Source organism: Mesorhizobium sp. WSM3859 (genome assembly GCF_002295065.1).
GTDB lineage: Bacteria > Pseudomonadota > Alphaproteobacteria > Rhizobiales > Rhizobiaceae > Mesorhizobium.
In genome coordinates, this window is the sequence record NZ_NSGG01000003.1 from 296,763 (window position 1) to 315,400 (window position 18,638).

The 18,638-nt window shown below is 64.4% G+C and carries 15 protein-coding genes; 7 read left to right on the plus strand and 8 right to left on the minus strand.

The window, feature by feature from the left end:
* Nucleotides 1-156: 156 nt before the first annotated feature.
* Nucleotides 157-1,020: an RNA polymerase factor sigma-32 gene (locus CK230_RS08300; RefSeq protein ID WP_042647759.1), complete on the minus strand. Its 864-nt coding sequence runs from the start codon at nt 1,018-1,020 to the stop codon at nt 157-159.
* Nucleotides 1,021-1,326: 306 nt separating this feature from the next.
* On the opposite strand from CK230_RS08300, the gene CK230_RS08305 reads away from it, so the two are divergent.
* The 3 genes from CK230_RS08305 (at nt 1,327) to CK230_RS08315 (ending at nt 3,707) form a co-directional block, all read left to right on the plus strand.
* On the plus strand, nt 1,327-2,097 hold the full coding sequence (locus CK230_RS08305; protein ID WP_095816702.1) for an amino acid ABC transporter substrate-binding protein: 771 nt from the start codon (nt 1,327-1,329) through the stop codon (nt 2,095-2,097).
* A gap of 162 nt (nt 2,098-2,259) precedes the next feature.
* Nucleotides 2,260-2,940, plus strand: coding sequence for an ABC transporter permease subunit (locus CK230_RS08310; RefSeq protein WP_095816703.1), 681 nt, complete (start codon nt 2,260-2,262; stop codon nt 2,938-2,940).
* A complete protein-coding gene (locus tag CK230_RS08315) occupies nt 2,937-3,707 on the plus strand; it encodes an amino acid ABC transporter ATP-binding protein (RefSeq protein ID WP_095816704.1) in 771 nt (256 codons plus the stop codon). The genes CK230_RS08310 and CK230_RS08315 overlap by 4 nt, the downstream gene beginning before the upstream one ends.
* A gap of 231 nt (nt 3,708-3,938) precedes the next feature.
* Here the strand turns inward: CK230_RS08315 and CK230_RS08320 are convergent, their stop codons facing one another.
* The 6 genes from CK230_RS08320 to CK230_RS08345 form a co-directional block, all read right to left on the minus strand.
* Complete coding sequence (locus CK230_RS08320) at nt 3,939-4,520, minus strand: CarD family transcriptional regulator (RefSeq protein ID WP_095816705.1); 582 nt, start codon at nt 4,518-4,520, stop codon at nt 3,939-3,941.
* A gap of 374 nt (nt 4,521-4,894) precedes the next feature.
* Nucleotides 4,895-5,233, minus strand: coding sequence for a ferredoxin FdxA (gene fdxA / locus CK230_RS08325; RefSeq protein ID WP_095816706.1), 339 nt, complete (start codon nt 5,231-5,233; stop codon nt 4,895-4,897).
* Nucleotides 5,234-5,435: 202 nt separating this feature from the next.
* Nucleotides 5,436-5,822 (minus strand): RNA-binding S4 domain-containing protein, encoded by a 387-nt coding sequence (locus tag CK230_RS08330; RefSeq protein ID WP_095816707.1) that lies wholly within the window; start codon nt 5,820-5,822, stop codon nt 5,436-5,438.
* Between the two features lie 15 nt (nt 5,823-5,837).
* Entirely contained in the window at nt 5,838-9,299 is a 3,462-nt protein-coding gene (locus CK230_RS08335; RefSeq protein ID WP_095816708.1) for a helicase-related protein, read from the minus strand.
* A gap of 694 nt (nt 9,300-9,993) precedes the next feature.
* The gene (gene phbB, locus CK230_RS08340) at nt 9,994-10,719 is read right to left on the minus strand and encodes an acetoacetyl-CoA reductase (protein ID WP_095816709.1); all 726 of its coding nucleotides are present in this window, start codon (nt 10,717-10,719) and stop codon (nt 9,994-9,996) included.
* 120 nt (nt 10,720-10,839) lie between these two features.
* Nucleotides 10,840-12,024: an acetyl-CoA C-acetyltransferase gene (locus CK230_RS08345; protein WP_095816710.1), complete on the minus strand. Its 1,185-nt coding sequence runs from the start codon at nt 12,022-12,024 to the stop codon at nt 10,840-10,842.
* A gap of 306 nt (nt 12,025-12,330) precedes the next feature.
* On the opposite strand from CK230_RS08345, the gene phaR reads away from it, so the two are divergent.
* Nucleotides 12,331-12,924 (plus strand): polyhydroxyalkanoate synthesis repressor PhaR, encoded by a 594-nt coding sequence (gene phaR / locus CK230_RS08350; RefSeq protein WP_095816711.1) that lies wholly within the window; start codon nt 12,331-12,333, stop codon nt 12,922-12,924.
* Nucleotides 12,925-13,175: 251 nt separating this feature from the next.
* On the opposite strand, the gene CK230_RS08355 is transcribed toward phaR, so the two are convergent.
* Nucleotides 13,176-14,321, minus strand: coding sequence for a citrate synthase (locus tag CK230_RS08355; RefSeq protein ID WP_095816983.1), 1,146 nt, complete (start codon nt 14,319-14,321; stop codon nt 13,176-13,178).
* Nucleotides 14,322-14,410: 89 nt separating this feature from the next.
* Between CK230_RS08355 and CK230_RS08360 the strand changes: the two genes are divergently transcribed.
* From CK230_RS08360 to CK230_RS08370, 3 genes are all read left to right on the plus strand, one after another.
* Nucleotides 14,411-15,496: a citrate synthase/methylcitrate synthase gene (locus tag CK230_RS08360; protein WP_095816982.1), complete on the plus strand. Its 1,086-nt coding sequence runs from the start codon at nt 14,411-14,413 to the stop codon at nt 15,494-15,496.
* A 319-nt stretch (nt 15,497-15,815) separates the two neighbouring features.
* Nucleotides 15,816-16,946, plus strand: coding sequence for a patatin-like phospholipase family protein (locus tag CK230_RS08365; protein ID WP_095816712.1), 1,131 nt, complete (start codon nt 15,816-15,818; stop codon nt 16,944-16,946).
* Between the two features lie 125 nt (nt 16,947-17,071).
* Nucleotides 17,072-18,493: a coniferyl aldehyde dehydrogenase gene (locus CK230_RS08370; protein ID WP_095816713.1), complete on the plus strand. Its 1,422-nt coding sequence runs from the start codon at nt 17,072-17,074 to the stop codon at nt 18,491-18,493.
* Nucleotides 18,494-18,638: the final 145 nt, after the last annotated feature.

An 18,638-nucleotide genomic window follows, 5' to 3' on the forward strand; every position in this document is an offset into this window, starting at 1 on the left:
AGACGTGGAGGCTTCAACAAGGCTGATTGCGCCGCGATTTTATGTCAGGAAATTCACAGTGTTCGCAGATTTTACGAAAATAATATCGGCAAAATCTTCAGTGCATGTCTATTTAATAAATTTATTGACTAACATACCGGCTTCTATCTGCTTCTCTCAGGCAGCTTCTGCCAGAAATTCCGGGTTCTGCTTCACCAGCGCAAGCTTCAGCTTTTCCATGGCTCGCGCCTCGATCTGGCGGACGCGCTCCTTGGAGATGCCGAGCTGTTCGCCCAGCGATTCCAGCGTGGCACCGTCATCGCTCAGCCTGCGCTCCTCGATGATGCGAAGCTCGCGGGCATTGAGCGCGCCAAGCGCGCTCTTCAGCCAGAGGGCGCGGCGCTGGACATCGATCCTTTCGCCGACGATCTCGTCCGGCAGCGGGTCTTCGGAGACCAGGAAATCCATCCGCTCGGCGGCGCCGTTCTCGTCAGCAAGCGGCGCGTTGAGCGAACTGTCGGGTGAGGACAGGCGTGAGTCCATCATCGCCACGTCCGCTTCGGGAACGCCGAGCGCCGCCGAGACCTCGCGGTAGAGCGAGGCATTGGAGAGCGGCTCGGCGCCGTTGGCAAGCCGTGCGCGCAAGCGCCTCAGATTGAAGAACAGCGCCTTCTGCGCCGAGCTGGTGCCGCCGCGCACGATCGACCAGTTGCGCAGGATGTAATCCTGCATCGAGGCGCGGATCCACCATGTGGCATAAGTCGAGAAGCGCACTTCGCGCGCGGGCTCGAAACGAGCCGCAGCCTCAAGGAGGCCGACATGGCCCTCCTGGATCAGGTCGCCGAGCGGCAGGCCGTAGTGGCGGAACTTCGAGGCCATGGAGATGACCAGGCGCATGTGGGCGACGGTAATCCGATGCAGGGCGTGCTGGTCGTTCTCTTCCTTCCAGCGCAGCGCAAGGACATGCTCTTCGTCGCGCTCGAGATAGGGAGCCTTCATTGCCGCCCGGACCAGGGTCCGTCCTGCCGCGTCCTCGATCATGCCGGCTCCTGTTGGCGGCGATTGCGCATACGACGGTTGAAAAGACGCCGCCGCGCCCTACAACAGCCATGCAACGTGTCAGGCGCATGGATGGTTCCGCCGCCCGAGGGGGCAAATGTTGCCGGTGGGAACATTCCGTTAGCGGCCCCCGAATGCCGCTTAGCGGATTATCGGGTGATTTTGAGGATCAGATTTCTGAGGAGACAGATTTTTGAAATCTGGTTCCTTATTTCGCAACCTTCTATCTGTCAGTTTTCGGCTCTCACAATCGGACCGGGCCACCGGTCAAAACGGGATCACAGAAAAATGAAATGGCTTAAGTCGCTCCTCATCGCCGGGACGCTGCAGGTGGCGGTCACCACCGGCCATGCCGGCGCCAATCTCGACCAGATCAAGCAGGCCGGCGTGCTCAAGGTCGGCACTGAAGGCACCTATGCGCCCTTCACCTATCATGACGAATCCAATGCGCTGGTCGGTTTCGATGTCGAGATCGCCAAGGCGATCGGCGAGAAGCTCGGCGTCAAGGTCGAGTTCCTGGAAGGCAAGTGGGACGGTCTAATCGCAGGCCTCGACGCCAACCGCTACGAGGCCGTCATCAACGAGGTCGGGATCACCGACGCCCGCAAGGCCAAGTATGATTTCTCCGATCCCTATATCGCCTCGAAGGCGGTGCTGATTGTGCGCGGCGACAACACCGACATCAAGACCTTCACCGATCTCAAGGGCAAGAAGTCGGCGCAGTCGCTGACCTCGAATTTCGGCAAGCTCGCCGAGAAGAACGGCGCCGAACTGGTCGGCACCGACGGCTTCGACCAGTCGATCCAGCTTCTGCTCACCGGCCGTGCGGACGCCACGATCAACGACAGCCTGTCCTTCCTGGACTTCAAGAAGCACAAGCCGGACGCCAATGTGAAGATCGCCGCGCAGGAAGAGAATGCCGACTATTCCGGCGTCATCGTGCGCAAGGGCGATCCGGAACTGGTCGCGGCCATCAACAAGGCGCTGGCCGACATCAAGGCCGACGGAACCTACAAGAAGATCGCCGACAAGTATTTCGGCCAGGACGTTTCGCAGTAAGCCGAACAGTCTTTTGCCTGAATTCCGGCGGGCCGTCTTCGACGGCCCGCCGTTTTTAACACGACACTCTTCGGGGCCGTCTTTGACGGCTCGCCGGTTTTTGCATGATAGTCAGTCCATACGGGGGAACGCGCCGCCGTATCTGGAAGGGAGAAGCGCCCCGTGCCGCACTGGCTGCAATTGATGCTGGAATCGTTGCCGACACTATTGTGGGCGGCGCTGATCTTCACCGTGCCGCTCACGCTTCTGTCCTTCGCACTGGGGCTCATCGCCGGACTGGCGACGGCGCTGATCAGGCTGTTCGGCCCGAAGCCGCTGGTCGCGCTGGTCCGCTTCTATGTCTGGATCTTTCGCGGCACGCCACTCCTGGTGCAGCTCTTCCTGATCTTCTACGGCCTGCCCTCGGTCGGCATCCTGCTCGATGCCTTTCCCGCGGCGCTGATCGGCTTCACGCTCAACATCGGCGCCTACACCTCCGAGATCGTCCGCGCCGTCATCGGCTCGGTGCCGAAAGGCCAGTGGGAGGCGTCCTATTCGATCGGCATGACCTGGAGCCAGGCGATGCGGCGCACCATCCTTCCGCAGGCGGGGCGCGTCGCGGTGCCGCCGCTCTCCAACACCTTCATCTCGCTGGTCAAGGACACCTCGCTCGCGGCAGCCATCACCGTGCCCGAGATGTTCCAGGCCGCGCAGCGCATCGTCGCCACCACCTACGAGCCGCTGATCCTCTATGTCGAGGCGGCGGCGCTCTATCTCGCGCTGAGCTCGGTGCTGTCGGCGCTGCAGGCACGGCTCGAGGTGCGGCTCAACCGCTATGGCGGCTTCCTGGAGGCCAACGCATGATTGGCCTCACCAATATCGAGAAGCGTTTTGGCGACAACCTCGTCCTTAAGGGCGTCACCGTCAGCATCGACGAAGGCAGCGTCACGGCGCTGGTCGGCCCTTCCGGCGGGGGCAAGAGCACGCTGCTGCGTTGCATCAACCTGCTGGAGATCCCGACTTCCGGCTCCTTGCGCATCGGCGACGAGACGCTTGCGTTCCATCCGGGCGGCAAGGTGCCGTCAAAAGATATCCAGCGCATCCGCCTGCAGACCGGCATGGTGTTCCAGAACTTCCAGCTTTTCCCGCATCGCACGGCGATCGAGAATGTCATGGAAGGGCTGGTGACGGTGCTGAAATGGCCCGAGCCGAGAGCGCGCGAGCGGGCGATGGCGCTGCTCGAAAAGGTCGGCATGGCGCACAAGGTCGATGCCTGGCCGGCGACGCTATCGGGCGGCCAGCAGCAGCGCGTGGCCATCGCCCGCGCGTTGGCGCCGTCGCCGCGCGTGCTGCTCTGCGACGAGCCGACCTCGGCGCTCGATCCGGAACTGGCGCAGGAAGTGGTCGACGTGCTTGGGCAGCTTGCGCGCGAGGGCACGACCATGGTGATGGCCACGCATGATCTCAGGCTCGCTTCCAAGATCGCGCAGGAGGTCGTCTTCCTCGATGCCGGCGCGATCATCGAGAAGGGTCCGGCCTCGGTCGTGTTCGACAGTCCGGAGCGCGAGCGGACGAAACGCTTTATTGCCTCATTGCGTCAGGAAGAGGCACAGAAGGAAGGGGGAGGCTGAGCCTCCTACTTCCCACTTTGTGAGCCAATTGCACATGGCAGCCCCCTCATCCGGCCGCTCCGCGGCCCCATGGGGAGAAGAGCTTGGCGTCGGCGCTGGTAGCCTACTCTCCCCTCGAGGAGAGGTCGGCCGAGCGAAGCCGAGGCTGGTGAGAGGTGCCGTATGCGAGAAGTCCACAGACAAAAAACCCGGCACGAGGCCGGGTTCTTCGTGACTTAAAGGGGAAAAAGCTCAGGCAGCTTCTTCCTGTTCGGATTCTTCGTTGTCGGCCTTGGCGCCCCGCTTCGGGCCCTTGTTGAGGTTGACCTCGATGAGGCGCACCGCCTCGGTCTCCGACATGCGGTTCACCGCGGCGATCTCGCGGGCCATGCGGTCGAGCGCGGCTTCATAGAGCTGACGCTCGGAATAGGACTGCTCCGGCTGGTTGTCGGCGCGGTAGAGGTCGCGGACGACTTCCGAGATCGAGATCAGGTCGCCGGAATTGATCTTGGCATCATATTCCTGGGCGCGGCGCGACCACATGGTGCGCTTGATGCGGGCGCGGCCCTGCACGACCTTCAGCGCGCGGTCGACATAATCCTCTTCCGACAGCTTGCGCATGCCGATCGAGGTCGCCTTGGCGACCGGCACCTTCAGCCGCATCTTGTCCTTCTGGAAATCGATGACGAACAGTTCCAGCTTGTGACCCGCAACTTCCTGTTCGTCGATCGCCACGATCTGGCCGACGCCATGCGCCGGATAGACGATGAACTCGCCGGTCTTGAACCCGTGGCGGGCCGCGGTGGACTTCTTCTGCGGGGTGATCGTTGCCATTACGCCCTGAACTCCTTAGTTGTGCCGCCGGCATCATGCCGGCGCGAACCCATGGGGCCGGCGATAGCCGACCGTTAGCCGTCGCAACAGGATGAACCCACCGGAAAAGCAGGGGACCGGCATATCGCACAAATGCGACCGCCTGCCCCAGATCGCTCTGGTCCGGATTTAAAAGCTCACCTTTCAGTGATTTGGGGCGTTAGCGCCATAAATCGACGTCGTGTCACCGGCATGTTTAGCTTATGTAACACAAAAAGTCGGAAGAATCAAGGTTTTGCCGCGTTCGCTAACGCCAAGCGGCAGCGCTGCCTGTCAAGACAGTATTTGCATCGGCCCCGTTACGCGGCGTCATGCCAGCGATATCGGCCTCTTTATCAATCACCCTCGCCGGGTTCGGTCGAGAAATATTTCTCGAACTTCCCGGCCTCGCCATCAAAGGTCTTGGCGTCGGCCGGCGGTTCTTTCTTGGCCGTGATGTTCGGCCATTTCTCGGCGTATTCGGCGTTGATCTGCAACCATTTGTCGAGACCGCCCTCGGTGTCCGGCTTGATCGCGTCCGCCGGGCATTCGGGCTCGCACACGCCACAGTCGATGCACTCGTCGGGATGGATGACGAGCATGTTCTCGCCCTCGTAGAAACAGTCGACCGGGCAGACCTCGATGCAGTCCATATATTTGCATTTGATGCAATTGTCGGTCACGACATAGGTCATTGCAGGCTCCGGAACGTCCCATTTTGTTGGGCTTTTTGGCTGAGGTAACGCCTTTGCCCGCCGCATGCAAGGGTAGGGATTGCCGGCGGAGCCGGAGGGCCGGAAAGGAATTCCGGCCGGAAGAGCGGATCGAGGTCATCGAGCCTGATCGCCGCGCAGTTTTCGCGGAATTGCTCCAGCTACGCCCTAGGCCGGTTATGTCTCAATCGTCGCCGAGCAGACGGTCAGTCTGGCGGCGCTCGCGTTTGGTCGGGCGGCCGCTGCCGGCCTCGCGCAGCGCCGGAATGGCGTCCGCAACGGCCTCGCCTTTGGGCGTGGGTACCGGCGACATGTCCTCGTAGAGCAGGCGCGCTTCATCGGCCGGCCCGCGCCGCGTGCCGCAGCTCACCACTTTCCAGACCAGGATACGGCCCTCGAGCGTGATGGTCAGCACGTCGCCTGGCTTCACCAGATCGGAGGCCTGCGCTGCTTTGTCGCGATTGATGCGCACGCGTCCGGCGACGACGACCTTCGCCGCCAGCGAGCGCGATTTCACCGCGCGCGAGAAGAACAGCCATTTGTCGATGCGCTGGCGGCCTTCTCCAACCATTGCAACCGGCCGAGGTTATTTCTTCAGCTGGTCGCGCAAGGCGGCGAGCTTGGCGAAGGGCGAATCCGGATCGAAGCGCTGTGGGCGCTCTTCGCGCGGCTTGCCCTGGAAGGCCGGCTTGCCGCCCGGAGCGTTGCCCTTGCCGTCCTGCCGGTTGCCCTTCCAGTCGGGCCGGCCGTCGCGGCGGCCCCCCTCGTGGCGATCCGGGCGCTCGCCTTGCGGCCTGCCTTCGCGGCGTTCACCGCCCTCGCGGCGGTCGCCTGCATCCGGCCTTGGCTTGAATTTCGAGCGGTCGAAGCGCGGCTTGCCGGCGCCGTCGCTCTGCTCGCGGCGGCCTTCATGGGCCGGCCGGTCGCCGGGCTGGCCGCCTGCGGCACCCGCCTCGCGCGCGGGCTGGCCACCGCGCGGGCGATTGTCGCGACGGTTGTCGTGGCGCTGGCGCTGGCGCGGATGGTCGAAACGCGCCTGGCGCCACAGAAGGACAGGTTTCGGTTCCTCTGCTTCGGCTGCGGGCGCGCTGCTTTCACCTTCCCCCTCGTGGGGAGGGTCGGCGCGCAGCGCCGGGGAGGGGGGAGCGCCGGCTTCGGTGGCATCGGCACTGCCTGTATCGTCGCCGCCGTCACCCCCACCCGCGTCGCTTCGCGCCGCGACCTCCTCCATCGAGGGAGAGGTGGGCGCGTCGGCGCTTGCGGCCAACTCGGTCGCTGCAGCAATGTCCACCGCTTCGGTCTCTTCCACAGCCGGAGCCTCTTCCGCGACCTCGATCGGAACCTCTGCCGGCTCTCCCGCGACAGGTTCCGCTGCCGCTTCCGCAACGGCTTCAGCCGGAGCTTCGGCTACCGGTTCGACGGCGGCCGGCTCCGAACCCTCGGCCGATGTCTCGGCAACCGTGTCCGTCGTCGCAACTTCGGCCGCCGCTGCCTGCGCGGCACGCGCCGCTTCTTCAGTCGCCAGCTTGGCGGCAGCCTGTTCACGGACAGCGTCGTCCAGCGCGTCGAGCTTCGCCTTCACTTCGGCGGCAGGCTTCGCCTCGGCGCGATAGCCGAGACCCTTGAGGATCTCTTCCATGTCGTCGGCGGTGGCGCCGAGGATCGACATCATCGGCGGCGTCACCATGAAGGCGTGGCCGTCATAGGCGCCGTCAGGACGCTGGCCGAGGCCGGGCTTCCAGTTGGTCGCCGGACGGATGAGGTCGGCAAGCCGTTCGAGGATATCGACGCGCACGGCGCGGCGGCCGAGATTGCGATAGCCGGCGAGCTTGTAGAAGGTCTTGTCGAAGGCCGGGTCGATGACGACCGAGGTGCGGCCAGAAGCCAGCGCATGCACCACATCGCCGAAGCCCGGCTTGTCCTTGCCGTCGTTCTTCAGCGCCCATAGCAGGGTCACCAGACCGGCCGGCGCCGGCTTGATCAGCGCCGGCACGAAGACATGGTAGGCGCCGAAGCGCACGCCGAGCCGGCGCAGCGCCGCGCGGCCTTCCTGATCGAGCGACTTCATCTCCTCGGCGATGTCGCGGCGATTGATCAGGCCGAAATGCTCGACGAGCTGGAAGGCGATGCCGCGTGCGATACCGGTGAGCTGGTCGGCATTCTTCAAATCGACCAGCGGCTTCAGCAGCGACTCGATCTGGAAATTGACGAAACGCTCGGCGCGCGCCGCGACCTTGTCGCGGGCAGGGCCGGTCAGCTGCTCGTCGGCAAGCAGGACCAGGCGCGGCTTCAGTGCCTCGTCACCGCCGACCAGCGTGCCGATCGGCGCGCCGATCCAGCGCAGGACGCCGTCGGAGCCCAAGGCCAGGTCGCCATTGGCGCAGGCGGCAAATCGTTCGGCGCGCGCGTCGAACTCGGCCGCGAGCGCCTTCTGAGCGGCGGTGCGCACCGCCTTGGCGTCCTCGCCGCCGGCGCTTTGGTCGGCGGTGAAGCGGAACCCCTGCAACTCACCGACATGATGGCCTTCGACGAGGACGGTTCCGGTTGGGCTGATTTCGGCTTCAGGCATGGTATTTTCTCTAAGGCGCCGCATGAGGACGGAAGTCCTGCGGTCTACGAAGCGTTTCGTCAACCGCTCATGCAGCGCATCCGACAATCTGTCTTCGATTTCGCGCGTCTTTTCCTGCCAGTGTAGCTGATCGGCCAGCCATCCAGGGCGGTTGGAGACGAAAGTCCAGGTGCGGATCTGCGCGATCCGGTGGGAGAGCGTGTCGATATCGCCTTCCGTCGTGTCGGCGCGCCGCACCTGCTCGGCCATGTAATTCTCATCGACATGGCCATGGCGCGCAAGGTCCATATAGATGGAGGCGATGAGATCGGCGTGTTGGGCGGGCGCGATCTTGCGGTAGTCGGGGAGCGCGCAGGCTTCCCAGAGCAGCGCGACACGCTCCTTGCCGGTGGCCAAAGCGCGGATGTCGCCGTCCTTCGACAGATGCTCCAGCGCCTGCGCGTCGACAGCCGGCAGTGCGCGGGTCAGCCCTTCGACCGGCGCATTGGTCTCAGTCGAGCGCTTGAGCGCGTCGAGGCTGGAAAAATCGAAATCGGCGGTGCGCCATTGCAGCACCTTCACCGGGTCGAAATCATGCGCCTCGATCTTGGCGACCAGATCGTCGTCGAACGGGTCGACCTGGCCGGTGACGCCGAACGTGCCGTCGCGCAGGTGCCGGCCGGCGCGGCCGGCGATCTGCCCGAGCTCGGCGGCGGTGAGGTTGCGGTATTGGTAACCGTCGAACTTGCGGTTCTGGGCGAAGGCGACGTGCTCGAGGTCGAGGTTCAGCCCCATGCCGATGGCGTCTGTCGCGACGAGATAGTCTACGTCGCCGGACTGGAAGATCTCCACCTGCGCGTTGCGGGTGCGTGGGCTAAGCGCGCCGAGCACGACGGCCGCGCCGCCCTGCTGGCGGCGGATCAACTCGGCGATGGCATAGACCTCGTCGGCCGAGAAAGCGACGATCGCTGTGCGCCGCGGCAGCCGGGTCAGCTTCTTCGACCCGGCATAGGCAAGGTGCGACAGCCGCGGCCGGGTCACCACCGATACGCCCTTCAAGAGCTTCTGCAGGATACCATGCATGGTGGCCGCACCCAGCAGCAGCGTCTCCTGGCGGCCGCGCAGATGCAGGACGCGGTCGGTGAAGATATGGCCGCGCTCGAGATCGCCGGCGAGCTGCACTTCGTCGATGGCGACGAAGGCGGCGTCGGTCTCGCGCGGCATCGCCTCGACGGTGCAGACCGAATATCTCGCGCCGGCAGGGACGATCTTCTCCTCGCCGGTGATCAGCGCCACCTTGTGGGCGCCGACCTTTTCGCAGACGCGGGCATAGACCTCGCGGGCGAGCAGCCGGAGCGGCAGGCCGATGATGCCGCTCTCATGCGCAACCATGCGCTCGATGGCGAGATGGGTCTTGCCGGTGTTGGTGGGGCCGAGCACGGCCGTCACGTCGCGGCCCGAAAGGATCAGCGGCTGGGAGTGTTTCGGCTGGATATTCATCGGCTCGGAATTAAGTGTTTCTGCCGCTTCTGGTCGGCGCGCGGCGGCGCCGCCGCGTGTGACAGCCGACACATAGGGATTTAGGACGCCGAGCGAAAGCGGAATGTTCTTTTGGGCTGGCGGGAATCGGCGGACCCGGTCAAAACCGCCTGGCGTTAACGGGTGGAACGAGTCTGGAACGAATCAGCGACGAATCGCTGACTCGGTCTGATTCAGGTTTTGTTCACGGCTATATGTGGATTTTTTGACGGTGAGTCTCACCACATGCTGAATCGGGAAACTGGCCCGATTCATGCTTTGCCTCCGCCGGGATCGAGCCGTCGTTAACTTTTGTCGGTGAAGGTCGCGGTCGATTCGAGGACCGTCGTCAAGGTTATGAATTTGTTGATTTTTCTTAATCGCTTTTAACGATTCGGGTAAGGTTTTCGCCCTCCGCCGTTAACATTTCGGCCAAAGCCAGAACGAATCGGCGACGAATCAGAGATGCAGGAAGTTTCCCGGTTTGTTCACCCCTAGATATGGTGTTATCCACAGCTTACCCACCGAGGATTCACAGCTTGTGAGAGGGTTGCGCACAGAGCGCGACGGGGGCTGTTAACTTTTGCGTCCCGAATTGAGGCAAGGTGCCGCGCCGGCTTTGCTGCTGGCGAAAAAGGCGGCCCCGACGCCGGAGCCGCCCCGGCGACAAATGATGTCAGGCGAAGTACTGGCCGCCATTGGCGGTGATGGTGGAGCCGGTGATGAAGCCGGCCTCGTCGGAAGCCAGGAAGACGACGCAGCGCGCGATCTCTTCCGGCTCGCCGAGGCGGCCGACGGGGATCTGCGGGATGATGCGCTCATTGAGCACCTTCTCGTCGATCGCCTTGACCATGTCGGTGGCGATATAGCCCGGACAGATGACGTTGACGGTGATGCCCGCACGTGCCCCTTCTTGTGCGAGCGCCTTCGAGAAGCCGATATCGCCGGCCTTCGAGGCCGAATAGTTGACCTGGCCGGCCTGGCCCTTCTGGCCGTTGATCGAGGAAATAGTGATGACGCGGCCGAACTTGCGGTCGCGCATGCCGCCCCACAGCGGGTGCGTCATGTTGAAGACGCCGGAGAGGTTGGTGTCGATCACTTCCTTCCACTGCGCGGGCGTCATCTTGTGGAACATGGCGTCGCGGGTGATGCCGGCATTGTTGACAAGAACTGAGACCGGGCCGAGATCGGCTTCGATCTGCTTGATGCCGGCGGCGCAGGCATCGTAGTCGGCGACGGACCATTTGTAGACCGGGATGCCGGTCTCGGCCTTGAATTTCTGGGCCGCCTCGTCATTGCCGGCATAGTTGGCCGCGACCGAATAGCCGGCGTTCTTCAAGGCGACCGATACCGCAGCACCAATGCCGCGCGACCCGCCGGTGACGATTGCTACTTTGCTCATGTGGTCCTCCCTTTGAAATCGTCTTAGCGAATAGGGAGTAGCGAATAGCGAGTAGGGATTTGATGTCCCACCGCGCGTCGCTTTTTCTTCCCTATTCGCTACTCCCTATTTGCTATTCGCTCACAGCGCTTCCACGCACATGGCGACGCCCATGCCGCCGCCGATGCACAGCGTGGCAAGGCCCTTCCTGGCGCCGCGGCGGCGCATCTCGTAGACCAGCGTGTTGAAGATGCGGGCGCCGGACGCGCCGATCGGATGGCCGATGGCGATGGCGCCGCCATTGACGTTGACGATCGAGGGGTCCCAGCCCATGCCCTGGTTGACGGCGCAGGCCTGCGCGGCGAAGGCCTCGTTGGCCTCGACGAGGTCGAGGTCCTTGACCGACCAGCCGGCCTTCTCCAGCGCCCGCTTCGAGGCGGGAATAGGCCCGGTGCCCATGATCGCCGGGTCGACGCCGGCGGTCGCCCAGGAAACAATGCGCGCCAGCGGGGTGATGCCGCGGCGGGCGGCCTCTGCCTCGGTCATCAGCAGCGCGCCGGCGGCGCCGTCATTGATGCCGGAGGCATTGGCGGCGGTGACCGTGCCGTCCTTGTCGAAAGCCGGCTTCAGCTTGGTCATGGCGTCGAGCGTCGCGCCGTGACGGATATATTCGTCCTGGTCGACGACCGTGTCGCCCTTCTTGCCCTTGATGGTGAAGGCGACGATCTCGTCCTTGAACCTGCCGGCCTTCTGCGCGGCTTCGGCCTTGTTCTGCGAGGCAAGCGCAAAGTCGTCCTGGGTTTCGCGCGTGATCTGGAACTGGCGGGCGACGTTCTCGGCGGTGTTGCCCATGTGGTAGCCGTTGAAAGCGTCCCACAGGCCGTCCTTGATCATGGTGTCGATCATCTTGTAGTCGCCCATCTTGACGCCGGCGCGCAGATGCTCGGCGTGCGGCGACAGCGACATCGATTCCTGGCCGCCGGCGATGATCACCTTGGCATCGCCGGCAGCGATCTGCTGCATGCCGAGCGCGATGGCGCGCAGGCCAGAGCCGCAAACCTGGTTGAGGCCCCAGGCGGTGGTCTCCTTTGGCAGGCCGGCATTGATCGAGGCCTGGCGGGCCGGGTTCTGTCCCTGAGCCGCGGTCAGCACCTGGCCGAGGATGACCTCGTCGACTTCCGCGGCCTCGACGCCCGCGCGGGCGAGCAGTTCCTTGATGACCACGGCGCCGAGCTCATGCGCCGGCGTGGCGGCGAAGCTGCCGTTGAAGGAGCCTACCGCGGTGCGTGCGGCGCTGGCGACGACGATTGAATTGGAAGCGGCCATTTTCTTCTCCAGACTTCGAGGTGTCGTATTTTAGGCTATCGTTGAAGACTTTTCTTGCCCGTTCAATGATCTGAGTCAAACCGGAAATGGGCATGGCCCCCATGCGCGGCAAGCAGAGCGCGCGCCAGTCGCGGTAACGTGACGTCGGCCGCGCGGCGGATTTTGCAATGGCTGTGCAGCATTAATTGATGCCGCAGTGCACAAACCACTTGGAATTGTGACGCTTTTGCGCGTATCCTCGATAGAGGGCGCAATCGTTACCGGCCGCTTACTCCTAGAGGTGCCGGTGTCCTGGGGAGGATACGGATGGCCGCAAAAGACGACCCGATCGTCATCAAGAAGTATGCCAATCGCCGGCTCTACAATACCGGCACAAGCACCTATGTGACGCTCGAGGACCTGGCCGAGATGGTCAAGAAGGGCGAGGAGTTCACGGTCCAGGACGCAAAGACCGGCGACGACATCACTCATCCGGTGCTGACGCAGATCATTTTCGAGCTGGAGAACAAGGACGGGCAGAACATGCTGCCGATCCCGTTCCTGCGACAGCTCATCTCCTTCTACGGCGATCAGATGCAGATGATCGTGCCGAGTTTCCTCGAACAGTCGATGATCGCCTTCTCCAAGGAGCAGGAGCGGTTTCGCGAGCAGCTGAAGGGCGCCTTCGGCAAGACGCCGATCGACATGATGAAGACGCCGATGAAGGCGCTCGAGGAACAGACACGCCGCAATGTCGAGATGTTCCAGAACGCCATGCGCATGTTCACGCCGTTCCCGCCCGCCGGCAGCAATGCCGCAGCCCCGGCCGAGCCGCCGAAGAAGGAAGAGAAGTCCGACGATCTGCAGGAATTGAAGGCACAGATCGCGGCCATGCAGCGCAAGCTCGACACGATGTCCTGACGAGCGCGCCGCCGTTTGGCGGCGATCGCGAACGCTGGAGATTGGCGCAAAGGCCTATCCCTTCGTCATCTCGGGCTTGACCCGAGGATCCATTCCGTGACCGATGCCGCAGGGTGCATCGGCGCAGAATTCTTTAATCGTTGCAACGCTTTGGCGTCACGGAATGGATTCTAGGGCCTGCGCGCGTCGCTTCGCTCCTTGCTTCGCCCTAGAATGCGACCTCAAACGCGTCCCGGCTAATCTGCAAAACTTCATCCCGCGCTGATAGGCCCGTTATAGCGGGCGCGGGGCCGGATCAGCCTATTGCTGGTCACCTGCTCGATGGCGTGCGCGGTCCAGCCGACGCTGCGGCCGAGCGCGAACAGGCGGAAGGGCGCATCGGCCGGCAGGCGCAGGCTGCGCGTTGTAGCGGCCAGGGCGAAATCGATGTTCGGATGCAGGCCGGTCGCGGCAAGGACCGCCTTGCGCAGCCGCGACAGCCCGTCGTCGATCTCGAGGCCGGAGAAGAGGCCCTCGGCGCGCGGGTCGCCTTCCGGATAGAGCGGATGGCCGAAGCCCGGCAGCGGCCGGTCATGCGCGAGCCAGCGGGCGATCGCTTCATCGGGACCCAGGCGCTCCGCATCCTCGACCAGCGCGATCGCCGCAGCACCGGCGCCGCCATGGCGCGGGCCGCTCAGCGTCGCGAGACCCGCGAGCAGGCAGGCGGCGACCGGTGCGCCGGTCGAAGCCGCGACGCGGGCGGCGAAGGTCGAAGCGTTGAGCTCGTGGTCGGCCAAAAGCACCAGCGCCCTGCGGATAAGGTCGGCGCCGCCAGCTTCCACCGACCAGCCTTGCGCCAGCCTCGCATGCACGGGCTCGGAATCCGGCGCTGCGCCGAGCGCGGTGGCCAGCGCGCTGGTCGCTGCGGCGCCGTCCTGCTGCAGCATGGCCGGCCTGCGGCCGAGCGAGGGCCAGCCTTCGGCCGCGAGCGCCGAGAGCCTGGCGAAAGCCGTCGGCGTGCCGCTCTGCCGGGCGGCCGACGGCGTCAGCGAGGCGAACGACACCGGACGGTCGGAGGCCCACAGGAGTTCGGCGGTCTCCTCCAGCGTCGCCGCCGCCGAAAGCGCCACCGCGTCCTTGCCGCGATAGATCAGCCGGCCATGCAGCACCGTCGAGATCGACGTGGCGACGGCCGGTTCGCCCCAGGCGATGGCGCTTTCGGCGATCGCCTGCGGGCTCCGTCCGCGGTCGCGACGCGTGGCAAGTGCTGCGATGTCGTCGGCGCGGTACTGGCTGCGGCGCGGGTCGGCGTCGTCCGGCTTCATGCCGATACGGCCGCGGCTGACATAGGCATAGAGCGTCTGCGGCCGGACATTCAGCCGCTCCAGCGCCTGCTCCCGCGTCAGCCATTCCGTCATTTGCCGCCTTACATTGATTATCTTGATCAAGATTGATGCATTGATTGCGCAGCATTAATTGCAATGCGCAAAAGGTCAAGGAGACGATCATGGCGAATGGGCTCGATGATGTTGTGGCGGCCGACACGGTGCTTTCCGATGTCGACGGTGCGGGCGGGCACCTGACCATCCGCGGCCATTCTCTGGCGGAGCTCGTCGGCCGCTGGCGCTACGCGCAGGTGGTGCGCCTGCTGTTCGACGGCTTCTTCGACGACCTCCCAGGCGATGCCGCACTGGAAAGGGCGATCGGCAAGGCGCGGGTCGAGGTATTTGAGCGTGTGAAACCGCTGCTTGCCCAGCTTGCGCCGCTCGATATCTACAGCGGCACGCGGGCCGGCATGGCCATCCTGCCGGATGGCGACGGGCTTGATGACGCGCTCAGGCTCATCGCGGCGCCGGCGGTGCTGACGCCGGCCCTGCTGCGGCTTGGCCGGGGCGAGACGCCGATCGCTCCCGACGCAAAAGCCGATCATGCCGGCGATATGCTCAGGATGCTTGCCGGCACCGCCTCGCCGGCGCTTGCCAGGGCACTGGACAGCTATCTGGTGACGGTCTGCGAACACGGGCTCAATGCCTCGACCTTCGCGACCCGCGTGGTGGCCTCGACACAGGCCGGGCTGACCTCGGCGATCCTGGCCGGGCTCGGCGCGTTGAAAGGCCCGCTGCATGGCGGCGCGCCGGGGCCGGTGATCGAGATGCTTGACGCCATCGAGGCCAGCGGCGACGCCACCGCATGGCTCGGTAATGAGATCGCGCATGGCGAGCGCATCATGGGCTTCGGCCATCGCATCTACCGCGTGCGCGATCCGCGCGCCGACGCGCTGAAGGCGGTCGTGCGGCAGCTTGGTTCTCGCAACGAGACCGGTAGCCGGCTGGCCTTCGCCGAGACAGTGGAACAGGCCGCGCTCGAGGTGCTCAGGATCGCCAAGCCGCAGCGCTCGATCCAAACCAATGTCGAGTTCTACACCGCGCTTCTGCTCGAAGCGGTCGGGTTCCCGAAAGAGGCTTTCTCCAATGTCTTCGCCGCCGGCCGTGTCGCTGGCTGGACCGCGCATGCACGCGAGCAGCAGGCGACCGGACGGCTGATCCGGCCGCAGTCGCATTATGTCGGGCCGGTGCCCGATCTGGTGGCCTAGGTGCGTCGATATTCAGGTGAGGCCTGCCTGCAAATGGCGGCTTCCTGCGCTTCCGGTGCTCGCGTACGCAAAGTACGTTTCGCTCCGGTTCTCGGAAACCACCCAGTTTGGTCGCTTCGCGCCCGTCTTCGACTCCGACTCGGCCTGACCTGAATCTCGACACACCTCAGGGCGGCGCTTTTTGTCTGGAGCCTGGTGACAAAGATTTCATGTGTCCTTGTGTTTCGGGGTGCCTATATGCTGCACTGCAACATAATTTCGCTTTGATGCTGTCCGATGGCAGATCCAGCGAGGCGCTCGGCATATCAAGGACAACGCCATGGCGAACAACGGCAAGTCGGAGGAAAAGAAGAAGATCAACATCGCCCTCCAGGGAGGCGGCTCGCATGGCGCCTTCTCCTGGGGTGTGCTCGACCGGCTGCTGGAGGATGGGCGGCTGGAGATCGCGGCGGTGTCCGGCACCAGCGCCGGCGCCATGAACGCGGTGGCGCTGGCCGACGGTTTTGTCCGGGGCGGCGTGGAAGGGGCGCGCAAAAAGCTCGACGATTTCTGGCGGGCGGTGGCCTCGAAGGGCCGTTTCAGCCCGGTACAGCGCATGCCGTGGGACATCGCGTGGGGCAACTGGTCGATCGAGAACACGCCGGGCTATCTCTTCTTCGACACGATGTCGCGGGTGTTCTCGCCCTATGTCGCCAATCCGCTCGGCCTCAATCCGCTGCGCGATGTGGTGGCGAAGGAGATCGACTTCGGCAATGTGCGCGCCTGCAAGTCGATGGAGCTGTTCATCTCGGCGACCAATGTCGAGACCGGGCAGCTGCGCGTCTTCTCCGACGGCGAAATCGACCTCGACACGGTGATGGCCTCGGCCTGCCTGCCGCAATTGTTCCAGGCGGTGGAGATAAAGGGCGTGCCCTATTGGGATGGCGGCTATGGCGGCAACCCAGCGCTCTATCCGTTCTTCAAGACGGCGGCGACCGAGGATGTGCTCCTGGTGCAGATCAATCCCGTGGTGCGCGAAGGCACGCCGAAAAGCGCCAACGAGATCCAGAACCGCATCGACGAGATCACTTTCAACGCCGGGCTGCTGCGCGAATTCCGCTCGATCGCCTTCGTCAAGGAACTGATCGCGGCCGGACGCCTGCCGCATGGCGAATACCGCGACATCCGCATGCACCGCATCGATGCCGACGAGGCGTTCAAGGACCTTTCGGCGTCGTCAAAGGTCAATGCCGAATGGGCTTTCATCGCCTATCTGCGCGACCTCGGCCGCAGTGCCGCCAGCGACTGGCTGGAAGAGAATTACGACGCCGTCGGCCAGCGCGCCACGCTGGATCTTTCAGGCGAGCTCGATGACGGCTTCAGGCCGTTGCGCGGCCCCGCGCCGGGGCGCCGCGTGAAGGAATTCCTCGCCGCGCGCATCAAGCCGGAATCCGCGCGACGTCGGGCGTAGAGCGGCTCGCTGCCTGTCAGCAAGTCCACCTTGACTGTCAGCATCTTCCCCAACGGAACCGGCGGGGCGCTGGATCATGCCCGCGGCGCGATGTAGTCTTACCTGAACGTAAAGGGGAGGTTGCGATGCTGCAGACCAGGCAGAACGCGCTCGGAGTCCGGTTTGAAGCGCAGTGCAGGGCTTTCGAGAAGGAGCCCTTCCCGACACTGGACGTGCGCAAGGACCGGCTGAACCGCCTTCTGACGCTCACCGAAAAGCACGAGGCCGAGATATGTGCGGCGATCGACAGCGATTTTTCCGCCCGCTCGGCTGAGGAGACGCGGCTCGCCGAATTGTTCGTCGTGCGCGCCGGCATCAGGCATGCGCTGTCGCATCTGAGCGCCTGGATGCGCGAGCGGCGCGTCGCAACCAGCCTGCCGTTCCTGCCGGGACGCAACCGCCTCTTGCCGCAACCGCTCGGCGTCGTCGGCATCGTCTCGCCGTGGAACTATCCATTCCAACTCGCCATCGCGCCGGCGACCGCGGCAATCGCGGCCGGCAACCGGGTGCTGATCAAGCCGTCGGAGCTGACGCCGAAGTTTTCGGACCTGCTTGCCAGCCTGGTCGAGAAATACTTCGCCGCCGACGAGGTCAGCGTGATGGTCGGCGACGCGGATGTCGGGAAGGCGTTCGTGTCGTTTCCGTTCGACCATCTCCTGTTCACCGGCTCGACCGCCGTCGGCCGCCAGGTGGCGCTGGCCGCCGCCGCCAATCTGACACCGGTGACGCTGGAACTCGGCGGCAAGTCGCCGGCAATCTTCGACCCGTCCTGCGACCTCGACGCGGCGGTCGCCAGCGTCGCCTATGGCAAGCTGCTCAATGCCGGACAGACCTGCATAGCGCCAGACTATCTGATGGTCCCGCGGGGCCAGGGCGCGACGGTCGCGGACAAGTTTGCCGCCGCCATGACCAAGCTCTATCCGCGCCTCGGCGACAATCCCGACTATACGGCGATCGTCAGCGAGCGGCATCACCGGCGGCTGGCCGATATGGTCGCCGAGGCGCGCGACAGCGGCGCCGATATCGTCGAGGTCAACCCGGCCAACGAGACGCTTGGCGTCAGCGACCGCAAGATGGCGCCGGTGCTGGTGCGCAATGCTGGCGACAATCTGCGGCTGATGCGCGAGGAAATCTTTGGGCCGGTGCTGCCGATCGTCGAATATGGCGCGGTCGACGAGGCCATCGAGCATGTGAACCGGGGCGAGCGACCCTTGGCGCTCTACTGGTTCGGCAGCGACAGCACCAATCGCCAAAGGGTGATGCGCGAGACGGTGGCCGGCGGCGTCACGATCAACGACTGCATGCTGCATCTGGTGCAGGAGCGGCAGCCCTTCGGCGGCGTCGGCGAGAGCGGCACCGGCGCCTATCACGGCGAATGGGGATTCCGCACCTTCAGCAAGGAAAAGCCGATCTTCATCCAGTCTAAGTTCAGTGCAGGCGGCCTGCTGCGTCCGCCCTATGGCAAGACCTTCGAGTGGATCTTCCGGTTGCTGAACCTCATCACTTGACAGCTTCAGCCCAGGAAGCCCGGGGCAGGGCCGTGCTCAACCAGCTAATCGCCGCCGGATGTCGAAGATTTTTTGCATCATGCTGACGGCTGCTGCCAGTGACCTTGGGGAAGCCTTGGAAAAGTCATCTGCGTGCCCGCTAAAG